Here is a 10,718-nt window from a genome sequence, read left to right as displayed (position 1 = left end):
GGGCGGGGGGACTGGGCGGCACGGAGGGCTTTCGGCGGAGGTTCGGCGCATTATCCCAGATTGCCCCGGTGCGCGCCGCCGCCGCAGCAGGGCCTTACATTCCGGCCCTGCGCAGCCTCCTGCGCGCGGGCTTGCCTGCCTGTGCGACTCGCCCGAGAATGCACGTGCAACGCATAAACCAGAAATGATCGAGGAGGAGAGAGGGATGACGCAACACATCACCGTGGTATTCGGCGCCGAGCGCGAATACGAAACGATCGTGTCCGACGCCGACGCGGCGGGTCTCGCGAAGGATCAGGCACGCGCCTGGATGTCGGGCGAGTTCGAACGGCTCGAATGCACGCCGTCGAACCCGATGGGCAAGATCCTCGTGCTCGACATGATCCTCAACGTCGCCAAGTATGGGGGCGAGGAACGCTTCAAGCAGGGCGGGGACTGGGCCAGGCAGTTCGCCGTCGCCACCGCGGTGGCGCTGGGCCGCCCGACCGTGCGGGTCGACGTCGCCAACTTCGTCGTCGGCTGAGGGCGCCGCGCACGAATGAAAAGGCCCGCGAAAGCGGGCCAGTTCGTCCTTTCGTATCGGGGCGACGGATTCAGCCCCCGCGGCCGAGGCGGTACACCGCCACGCTGGCGAGGAAGTTCGGTTCGTCGAGGATCAGCTTGCCCTCATCGAACGCCAGCCGCTCGCGCACCGCGATGCCGTTCATCTCGCACAGCGCATCGAAATCCGAGATCGTGAAGAAGCGCACGTTGGGCGTGTTGAACCACTGGTGTGGCAGGCTCTCCGACACCGGCATGCGGCCGTTGAGGATGCTCTGGCGGTGGCGCCAATAGCCGAAGTTCGGGAAGCTCACCACCGCCTCGCGCGCGACGCGCAGCATCTCCGCGAGGATGCCCTGCGTGTTGTGCATCGCCTGCAGCGACAGGCTCATGATCACGTGGTCGAAGAAGCCGTCCTCGATGCCGGCGAGCCCCTTTTCCATGTCCATCTGGATCACGTTCACGCCGTTGCGCGTGCACGCGAGCAGCTTGTCCGGGTCGTTCTCGACGCCGTAACCCTGCACTTGGCGCACCTCCGCGAGGTGCTTCAGCAGGCTGCCGTCGCCGCAGCCGAGGTCGAGCACCTTTTCCCCCGGCGCGATCCACTGGGTGATGACTTCGTAGTCGTAGCGGTAGGACATGGTCAAACCTTGATGCGGTCGAAATAGGCGGCGAGCAGCGCGTGGTACTGCGCGTCGTCGAGCAGGAAGGAGTCGTGCCCGGCGTCGCTCTCGATCTGGGCATAGCTGACGTTGCGCTGGTTGTGCAGCAGCGCATACACGATCTCGCGGCTGCGGGCGGGCGAGAAGCGCCAGTCGGTACTGAAGGATACGACCAGGAAGTCGGCCGTCGCGGGCGCCAGCGCCGCCGGCAGGTTGCCGCCATGCTCGAAGGCGGGGTCGAAGTAGTCGAGCGCCTTGGTCGCCAGCAGGTAGGTGTTGGCGTCGAAGAAACCGGCGAACTTGTCGCCCTGGTAGCGCAGGTAGGACTCGATCTCGAACTCGACGTCGTAGCTGTAGATGGCCTTGCCGTGGCGCAGGCTGCGGCCGAACTTGTCGCCCATTGCGTCATCGGAGAGATAGGTGATGTGCCCCACCATGCGCGCGAGCTTCAGGCCGCGCGCCGGCACGACGCCGTGCGCGTAGTAGTCGCCGCCGTGGAAATCCGGGTCGGTCAGGATCGCCTGGCGCGCGACCTCGTTGAACGCGATGTTCTGTGCCGTGAGCTTCGGCGCGGACGCGATCACGACCGCGTGGGCGACGCGCTCGGGATACTGCAGCGTCCAGGAGAGCGCCTGCATGCCGCCCAGGCTGCCGCCGACGATTGCGGCAAAACGCTGGATGCCCAGCCGATCCGCGAGCCGCGCCTGCGCCTCGACCCAGTCCTCGACGGTCACGAAGGGGAAATCCGCGCCCCAGGGCTTGCCGGTGGCCGGGTTGATCGAGATCGGCCCGGTCGAGCCGTGACAGCCGCCGAGATTGTTCACGCCGATGACGAAGAACTTGCGCGCGTCGAGCGGCTTGCCGGGGCCGACGAGGTTGTCCCACCAGCCGACGCTGTTGGGCGCGTCGGCGTAGTGGCCGGCGACGTGGTGCGAGCCGGACAGCGCGTGGCACACCAGCACCGCGTTGCTGCGGTCGGTGTTCAGTTCGCCGTAGGTCTCGTAGACCAGCTCGTATTCGGGCAGCGTGTTCCCGCTGCGCAGCGGCAGCGGCTCGGCGAAGTGCGCCCGCTGCGGGGCGACGACGCCGACGGATTGGGGTTGGATCATGGCCGTATTCTTGTCAACGAAAAAACCCAGCCGGCTGCGAAACGCGGACTGGGTCGTCCTCGCTTTAGCCGGATTTATTGAGCGCCCGCAAGCTGTGGTTCAAATCGGCGCTGAAGGGCAAAAGTAGCGTGCGGACGGCCAATTGTCAAACGGCACGCCCGGCCCCTCAGCCCGCGAGCCGCAGCACCGCCTCGCGCACCTTGGCCTGCTCGTCCATCTTCAGGATGCGCTGCACGCGCGGCGCCAGCTCGTTCAGGTCGGCGCGCAGCACCTGCCGCTTGATCTCGAGGATGTGGCCCGGGTGCATCGAGAAATTGCGCAAGCCCATGCCCAGGAGCAGCAGCGTGTAGGCCGGGTCGCCCGCCATCTCGCCGCACACCGACACCGGCAGGCCGAAGCGTGCGCCGGCCTGGATCGTGCCGGCGATCAGCTTCAGCACCGCGGGGTGCAGCGGGTCGTAGAGATGCACGACGGCCTCGTCGGAGCGGTCGATCGCGAGCGTGTATTGAATCAGGTCGTTGGTGCCGATCGACAGGAAGGACAGGCGGCGGATGAACATGCCCAGCGCGAGCGCCGCGGCCGGCACCTCGATCATGCCGCCGATCTCGACGCGCGGGTCGTACCTGAGCCCCTCGGCGTCGAGCTCCGCCCTGGCCTTCGCGACCAGCTGCAGCGACTGGTCGATCTCGTGCGCGTGCGCGAGCATCGGGATCATGATCTGCAGACGCCCGTGCACCGACGCGCGCAGCAGCGCCCGCAGCTGCGTCAGGAACATCTGCGGCTCGGCCAGCGAGTAGCGCACGGCGCGCAGGCCGAGCGCCGGGTTCGGCTCGAAGCGCGCGCCGACGCCATTGAGCGCCTTGTCGGCGCCGACGTCGAAGGTGCGGATCGTCACCGGCTTGCCCGGCAGCGACTTCAGCACCGCGCGGTAGGCCTCGTACTGCTCGTCCTCGTCGGGCAGCGCATCGCGGCCGATGAAGAGGAACTCGGTGCGGTACAGGCCCACGCCGTCGGCATTGACCGCCTTCACCTGGTTGAGGTCCTTCGGCCCCTCGATGTTCGCGAGGAGATTCACGTCCTCGCCGTCGAGCGTCGTCGCGCGCGTGTCCTTCAGGCGGTTGAGCTTCGAGCGTTCCAGTTCGAGCTCGCTGCGGCGCAGGCGGTATTCCTCGACGATGCGCTCGTCGGGCCCGACGATCACGACTCCGCGCGTGCCGTCGATGATCAGCAGCTCGTCCTCCTCGACGAGCTGGCGGATGTGGTGCAGGCCTACCACCGCCGGAATGCGCAGGCTGCGCGCGACGATCGCGGTATGGCTGGTCGGGCCGCCGACGTCGGTGACGAAGCCGCCGATGTTGTGGTCGCGAAAGCCGATCGTGTCGGCCGGCGACAGGTCGTGCGCGACGATGATCGTGCCCAGCCCGTCGCGCCGCTTCGGCGGCAGGTGGCCGGGGTGGCCCAGCAGCACCTTCACGACGCGCTCGACCACCTGCACGACGTCCGCCTTGCGCTCGCGCAGGTAGGGATCCTCGATCTGCTCGAACTGCTCGACGACGAGCTCCATCTGCTGCACCAGCGCCCACTCGGCGTTGCAGCGTCGCTCGTTGATCAGGACGCGCGCGGCGTCGACCAGCATCGGGTCGCCGAGCATCATCAGCTGCAGATCCACGAAGGCGCCGACCTCGCTGTGGGGCTGCCCGCCGGTGGTCGCGGCCTTCAGCCCCACCAGCTCGCCCCGCACGGTCGCGACGGCCTCGTTGAGGCGCTCCACTTCCTCGGGCAGATACTTCGCCGCCACGTGGTAGTGGTTCACCTCCAGCATCGCATGCGACACGAGATGCACGTGGCCGATGGCGATGCCCTGGGATACGGGCAGGCCGTGGATCGTGAACGGCATGGTGCTACTCCCCCTCGCCGAAACGGTCGGCGATGAGGTCGAGGATCGCCTGCAGCGCCGTGGCCTCATCCTGCCCGGCGGTCTCGACCGTGATCGTCGAGCCGCGCGCCGCGGCCAGCATCATCACCCCCATGATGCTCTTGGCGTTCACGCGGCGGCCGTTGCGCTCCAGCCAGATGTCCGCCCCGAAGTTGCTCGCGATCTGCGTCAGTTTCGCCGACGCCCGCGCGTGCAGGCCCAGCTTGTTGATGATTTCGACTTCCGCTTTCGGCATCTATCCCTCTCTCACTTCATGTGCAGCACGCCCTCGCAGCCGCCGGTGACGGCCCGCTGGACCAGCGTGTTCATGTCTTTTTCCCGGTAGGTCAGCGCTCGCAGCAGCATCGGCAGGTTCACGCCCGCGATGCCCTCGACGCGCCCCGGCTCGAGCAGCTTGAGCGCGACGTTTGCGGGCGTGGCGCCGTAGATATCGGTGAGTATCACGACGCCATGCCCCTTGTCGACCGTCGCGAGCATCTGCTGCGCGACCGGCAGGATGTCGAGCGGATCGTCCTGGCCGGACAGTCCGAGCTGGATGACGTTGTCGGGGCGATTGTTGAGCACGTGGCAGGCGCACTGGATCAGCGCCTCGCCGAGTGTGCCGTGGGTGATGAGGAAGATGCCGATCATGTTCGCCGACGCCCTGGGGATGCGACGATTGTAGCCGACACGCGGGGTGCGGCTGCGATGTGGTGTGCGACGCGCCACGGCGGCGCCGGAAAGTTGCGGCCGGCGGCGCTAGAGGTTGTGACAGGTGACGCAGAGCAGCCGTTCGCCCCCCGCCCGGCGGACGTAGTCGGCGCTGTGCACCGGATCGGGCGGGGCGATGCCGTGCTCGATGTGGCAGGACGCGCAGTCGATCATCCATGTGTCGGTGCTCGCCGTACTCTTCACCTTGCCCCTGGTGCGCGTGGTGCCGGTCGTTTCGGTCGCGGGTGTCAGCGCGGTGCTGCTGAAGAGCTGGATCTCGTCGGCGTCGGGCACGCCGTTGCCGTTGAGATCGAAGAACAGGATGCCCGTCGCGGCTCCGGCGGGCTGGTTGTAGTCGGCGCGCACCGGGTAGCTCACCCGCACCGGATGATGGCCGGGCGCGAGGAAATAGCCCGTGAGATCCGGTGCGGTGCTGTCAAGGGTCGTGGCGTAATGACAGCTGCGACAGTCGGAATACTCGGCGCGCGCCGCCCCGGCGCCGATAATCGCCGTCGATGCCGCCAGCAGCAAGGAAAAGCCCCGCGTCGTAACCAGGATCGGCCGCCCGTGTGAAAGACTCCCCGGCGGGGGATTCGAGCGGCCGAATATACATTTGGCTTAGATACGGCGCAACAAATTATGCATTCGGTGTGTGAAAAAATACCGAATGATTATGCGGCGGGGCGTGCCATCCCCCCGCCGCTGGCGTTACGCCAGGCCCTGGCTGGCGAGGTATTCCTCGTAGGTGCCGCGGTAATCGACGATCGTGCCGTCCAGCTTGATCTCGATGATGCGGGTCGCCAGCGAGGACACGAACTCGCGGTCGTGCGAGATGAAGACCAGCGTGCCGGAGAACTTCTCGAGGCCGCTGTTGAGCGACTCGATCGATTCCATGTCGAGGTGGTTGGTCGGCTCGTCCATCAGCAGCACGTTCGGGCGCGACAGCATCAGCTTGCCGAACAGCATGCGGCCCTGCTCGCCGCCGGAAATCACGTTGACGGGCTTCCTCACTTCGTCGCCGGAGAACAGCAGGCGGCCCAGCGTGCCGCGGATCAGCGTCTCGAGGTCCTCGCCGGTGACGGAAGCGGTCACGCGCGCATACTCGGAGATCCAGTCGGTGAGCTTCGCGGTGCCGGCGAAGTCGGCCGAGTGGTCCTGCGCGTAGTAGCCGGGCTTGGCCTTTTCGGCCCACTTCACGTGGCCCTTCTGCGCCTGCAGGCTGCCGAGCAGCAGCTTCATCAGCGTGGTCTTGCCGACGCCGTTCTCGCCGATGATCGCGACCTTCTCGCCGGCCTCGATCGCGATCGAGAACTTGTTGATGAGCGGCTTTTCCATGCCCTCGTAGGCGAAGGACAGGTTCTCGACTTCGCACGCGAGGCGGTGCAGCTTGTCCTTGTCGTCGTAGTCGAAGCGGATCCACGGGTACTGGCGCGACGAGGGCTTGACGTCCTCGGGCTTCAACTTGTCGATGAGCTTCAGGCGGCTGGTGGCCTGCTTGGCCTTGGACTTGTTGGCCGAGAAGCGGCGCACGAATTCCTGCAGGTCCTGGATCTTTTCCTTCGCGCGGGCGTTCGCGGCGCTCTGGCGCTCGCGCGCAAGCGTCGCCGCTTCCATGTAGTCGTCGTAGTTGCCGGCGTACACGGTGATCGTGCCGTAGTCGAGGTCCGCCATGTGCGTGCACACCTGGTTCAGGAAGTGGCGGTCGTGCGAGATGATCACCATCGTGCTGTTGCGCTCGTTCAACACGTCCTCGAGCCAGCGGATGGTGTTGATGTCGAGGTTGTTGGTCGGCTCGTCGAGCAGCAGGATGTCGGGGTTGGCGAACAGCGCCTGGCACAGCAGCACGCGCAGCTTCCAGCCCGGCGCGACGTTCTTCATCGGGCCGTTGTGCAGCTCGGTGCCGATGCCCACGCCCAGCAGCAGCTCGCCCGCGCGCGCCTCGGCGGTGTAGCCGTCGTACTCGGCGAACTTGCCTTCGAGTTCGGCCGCGTGCATGTAGTCTTCTTCGGTCGCCTCGGGGTTCGCGTAGATCGCGTCCTTCTCCGCCATGCACGCCCACATCTCCTCGTGGCCCATCAGCACGACGTCGAGCACGCGCATGTCCTCGTAGCCGAACTGGTCCTGGCGCAGGTAGGCCATGCGCTCGTGCGGGTCCTTCGAGACGTTGCCGGCGGTCGATTCGAGCGCGCCGCACAGGATCTTCATGAAGGTCGACTTGCCCGCGCCGTTCGCGCCGATCAGGCCGTAGCGGTTGCCTTCGCCGAACTTGACGGAGACATTCTCGAACAGGGGCTTGGCCCCGAACTGCATGGTGATGTTGGCGGCGACGAGCACGGCGGATCCTGAATTTCAGTTAAAACAAAGCTTTGCATTATAGCGCAGATGAAGGCCGACCGCTCTCGCGGATCCGGTCCGCGGTCATTCGTTCCACCGCCGGATGCGTCTGCGCCACGCCGCACGGTTTGGGTAATTGCCACGCAAAATCAGCAGGATCGATACGACCTTCGGGATATGTACGCGACGGCGGCAGAGGAATAGAGTGTAATTTCTGATGCCCATTCCCTTTCCGGAGGCAGGCGCGCGGGCCGCCATGGGACGGACGAGCGGCTAAGGGAGGACTCGTGGACAGCGGCGAACGGCCACAGCTGCGCAGAGGCGACACCCCGCTCTACGCCATGCTGCTCCTTGCGTGGATCTTGTTCAGCGTTTCGTTGTTCGTGCTGGTGCTGCGCGGGACCTGGGAAAACATCCGTTCCGAGTTCCAGGCGGACGCCGAGGCGGACATCGAACTGCTGCGCGATCGTCTGCGCACCAACGAGGCCTTGCTCGCGGGTTTTGCCGCCTTCCTCGGCGCTGTCGAAAGCCCCACCGATGCACAGCTGGCGGATTTCGCGGAGCGGCTGCTCGCCGACAATCCGCACATCTACAGCCTTGAGGTTGTCGACAAGGTGTCCGCGGCGGAGCGTTCCGCCTTCGAGCGGAAGCTCGCGGCGCGATTAGGGGAGCCCGTGCGCATCGGCCGCTTCGACTTCGATGATGGGGGCAGGCGGCTGCCGGTCGCGGACAAGCCCGTCTATTACCCGATTGCCTTCATGTGGCCCGACACGCCGCGGGCGCGGCGCGTCCTCGGACTGGATGTGGATTCGGTGCCGTACGTGCGCGACGCGCTGCAGCGGGCACGTCGCAGCGGGGCGGCCGTATCGTCGCCGCCGTTCGCGCTCACGGAAGGAGCGCTCGCATACGTGATGCTGCGCCGCGCAACGGGCTCGCCGCCGGATGATGCCGTGCGCGCGGCGGCCGCGCCGGAGCGGCTGGCGCAGTTGATCGTGAAGGCGGGATCGCTGCGCCCGGGGCGCAGCGATCCGCGTACCGCGCACACGCTGTACGCGATCGGCGAGGCGGGGCCGTTGCAGCCCCCGCTGTTCGATATGCCTGCGGTGCTGCCGACGTCACCGCATGAGCGCCGGTTGTTGCCGCAGATCAGCATGGACTTGGAGGACTACAGCGCCTCGCCGCCGATCCGCTTGAGCGTGAGCCGGCAGATGCGTTTCGTCGACGTCCCGGTCGAACCCCTGGCGCTGGCGGCGTTTCTGGCCTGCGGTTCGCTGGCGGTGCTCGTCTGGCATCTGCGGCGCCACCGTGCGGCAGTCGCGCGCGAACACGAAAACCATGAGCGGGCAAGTCATTCCGCCTTGCATGACCCCTTGACCGGCCTGCCCAACCGGCGCTTGCTGCAGGACCGGGTGGGCGAGGCGGCTGCGCACTGGCGGCGTAGCGGCGAAGGGTTCGCGCTGTTCTTCGTCGACCTCGACCGCTTCAAGGAAGTGAATGACAGGCATGGCCACGACGCCGGCGATGTGGTGCTGAGCACGGTCGCTGCGCACATGCGCGGCAGCGTGCGCGAGACCGATACGGTCGCGCGCATTGCGGGTGACGAGTTCGTCGTGCTCCTTCCCGGCGTGATGGAGCATGCGGCCGCCGTGCCGATTGCGGCCAAGCTGCTCGCCGCGGTGGCACAGCCCGTCGAACTGCGCGACGGGCTGGTGCTGCGGCTCACCGCCAGCCTGGGCGTGAGCGTGTGCCCCGGGGACGGCGACGACCCCGAGGAGCTGATCCGCCGTGCGGATGCGGCGATGTATGACGACAAGCGCGCAGGGGACACCGGTTCGCACGGCACGCTGCTCGAGGTGCGAGCGGTTGCGAGGGCGCCGCGCCTGCGCGTGATCCGCAAGCTGGTGCGTGTGCCGGGTGGCGCCGTCGTGCCGGGTGGCAGGAAGAAAGTCGCGCGCGGCCGTTCCTGATTGGCAATCACGGGCCTTCGCGTGGGCGACCCATGCCGAAGGGGCGACCGCACGGGGGGCCGCCGCACCGGTCGGCACAGGATGGGACGGGACTCGGCGCAGTGGCAGTTCGTGACCGGCCTGCGGTGGCGGTCCGCGGGGCTTCAGAGCAGGCGTGCGACGAAGCACGGCGCGTCGGCCCGGGCGCCCGCGGGCAGCGGCAGGCGCACGCGGCGGCCGGCGCCGGGGATGCGCGCGAGCGCTTCGCCGTCGAGGTTCTCGAGGCGTGCGAGGGGAGCGATGACGTTGCCGTGGGGCTGGACGAACTCCAGCCGGTCGCCGACGCCGAAGCCGTTCTTGACCTCCACTTCCGCGAGCCCGCTGGCGGCGTCGATGCCCAGCACTTCGCCGACGAAAAGGCTGCGCCCCGATTCCGAGTGGCCGCGCAGGTAGTTCTGGTGGTCGGGCGTGTGGTGGCGCTGGTAGAAGCCGTCGGTGTAGCCGCGGTTGGCGAGGCCTTCGAGTTCGCCGAGGAGGCGCGTGTCGAAGGGGCGGCCGGCGAGCGCGTCGTCGATCGCGCGGCGGTAGCCCTGGCTCGCGCGTGCGACGTAGTAGGGGCTCTTCGTGCGCCCTTCGATCTTCAGCGAATCGACGCCGATCTTCACCAGCCGCTCGATGTGCTCGACCGCGCGCAGGTCCTTCGAGTTGAGGATGTAGGTGCCGTGTTCGTCTTCCTCGATCGGCATCAGCTGGCCGGGGCGGGTGCCTTCCTCGAGCAGGTAGACGCGCGCGGCGGCGTCGTGGCGGGCGCCGCCGCCGAGCGCGGTGTCGGGCGCGGGCTGCGGCGTGCTGGCGCAGCGGTGCAGGTCGCCGGCGCCGTCTTCGTTGGCGTCATGCACCTTGTAGTCCCAGCGGCAGGAGTTGGTGCAGGTGCCCTGATTGGGGTCGCGGTGGTTGAAGTAGCCCGACAGCAGGCAGCGGCCGGAATAGGCGACGCACAGTGCGCCGTGCACGAAGACTTCCAGTTCCATGTCCGGGCAGGCCTGGCGGATGTCCTCGATCTCGTCGAGCGAGAGTTCGCGCGACAGGATGATGCGCTTGATGCCGACCGAAGCCCAGAAGCGCACGGCGGCGTAGTTGGTGGTGTTGGCCTGCACCGAGAGGTGCACGTCGACCTCGGGCCAGCGCTCGCGCACCATCATGATGAGGCCGGGGTCGGCCATGATGAGCGCGTCGGGCGCGAGCGCGATCACCGGCTCCATGTCGGCGAGGAAGCTGCGGACCTTGGTGTTGTGCGGGTAGATGTTGCTGACGAGGTAGAAGGCCTTGCCCGCGGCGTGCGCCTCGGTGATGCCGGCGGCGAGGGCGTCGAGCTTGTCGAAGCTGTTGTTGCGCACGCGCAGCGAGTAGCGCGGCTGGCCGGCATAGACCGCGTCGGCGCCGTAGGCGAAGGCGGTGCGCATCATCTGCAGGGAGCCGGCGGGGGCGAGGAGTTCGGGGG

Annotated in this window: 10 protein-coding genes; 2 read left to right on the top strand and 8 right to left on the bottom strand. The window is 67.4% G+C overall.

Annotation, left to right across the window (positions count from 1 at the left end; all coding sequences use genetic code 11):
• Positions 1–205 precede the first annotated feature (205 nt).
• Positions 206–523 carry a hypothetical protein gene (locus tag GPA22_RS21890; RefSeq protein WP_169258190.1) on the top strand — a complete coding sequence of 106 codons (318 nt, stop codon included), beginning with the start codon at positions 206–208 and terminating at the stop codon, positions 521–523.
• Between the two features lie 70 nt (positions 524–593).
• Here GPA22_RS21890 and metW read toward each other — a convergent pair whose 3' ends face one another.
• From metW to GPA22_RS21855, 7 genes are all read right to left on the bottom strand, one after another.
• Positions 594–1,181, bottom strand: a complete 588-nt coding sequence (gene metW, locus GPA22_RS21885; RefSeq protein WP_169258189.1) for a methionine biosynthesis protein MetW — start codon at positions 1,179–1,181, stop codon at positions 594–596.
• Between the two features lie 2 nt (positions 1,182–1,183).
• Positions 1,184–2,311, bottom strand: coding sequence for a homoserine O-succinyltransferase MetX (metX, locus tag GPA22_RS21880; protein WP_169258188.1), 1,128 nt, complete (start codon positions 2,309–2,311; stop codon positions 1,184–1,186).
• Between the two features lie 166 nt (positions 2,312–2,477).
• Positions 2,478–4,208, bottom strand: a complete 1,731-nt coding sequence (gene ptsP, locus GPA22_RS21875) for a phosphoenolpyruvate--protein phosphotransferase (protein ID WP_169258187.1) — start codon at positions 4,206–4,208, stop codon at positions 2,478–2,480.
• Between the two features lie 4 nt (positions 4,209–4,212).
• Positions 4,213–4,482 (bottom strand): HPr family phosphocarrier protein, encoded by a 270-nt coding sequence (locus GPA22_RS21870; protein ID WP_169258186.1) that lies wholly within the window; start codon positions 4,480–4,482, stop codon positions 4,213–4,215.
• 11 nt (positions 4,483–4,493) lie between these two features.
• On the bottom strand, positions 4,494–4,877 hold the full coding sequence (locus tag GPA22_RS21865; protein ID WP_169258185.1) for a PTS sugar transporter subunit IIA: 384 nt from the start codon (positions 4,875–4,877) through the stop codon (positions 4,494–4,496).
• 108 nt (positions 4,878–4,985) lie between these two features.
• Positions 4,986–5,468: a hypothetical protein gene (locus GPA22_RS21860; RefSeq protein WP_169258184.1), complete on the bottom strand. Its 483-nt coding sequence runs from the start codon at positions 5,466–5,468 to the stop codon at positions 4,986–4,988.
• A gap of 177 nt (positions 5,469–5,645) precedes the next feature.
• Positions 5,646–7,271 (bottom strand): ABC-F family ATPase, encoded by a 1,626-nt coding sequence (locus tag GPA22_RS21855; RefSeq protein WP_169258183.1) that lies wholly within the window; start codon positions 7,269–7,271, stop codon positions 5,646–5,648.
• Positions 7,272–7,558: 287 nt separating this feature from the next.
• On the opposite strand from GPA22_RS21855, the gene GPA22_RS21850 reads away from it, so the two are divergent.
• Positions 7,559–9,238: a diguanylate cyclase domain-containing protein gene (locus tag GPA22_RS21850; protein ID WP_169258182.1), complete on the top strand. Its 1,680-nt coding sequence runs from the start codon at positions 7,559–7,561 to the stop codon at positions 9,236–9,238.
• A gap of 143 nt (positions 9,239–9,381) precedes the next feature.
• On the opposite strand, the gene trhP is transcribed toward GPA22_RS21850, so the two are convergent.
• A partial coding sequence (gene trhP / locus GPA22_RS21845; protein WP_246264625.1) for a prephenate-dependent tRNA uridine(34) hydroxylase TrhP occupies positions 9,382–10,718 on the bottom strand: 1,337 nt, incomplete at its 5' end.

The sequence above is a fragment of the Aromatoleum toluvorans genome (assembly GCF_012910905.1).
GTDB classification, from domain to species: domain Bacteria; phylum Pseudomonadota; class Gammaproteobacteria; order Burkholderiales; family Rhodocyclaceae; genus Aromatoleum; species Aromatoleum toluvorans.
The sequence above is the reverse complement of the archived record's forward strand: the minus strand, read 5'-3'. Positions and strand labels throughout refer to the sequence as shown.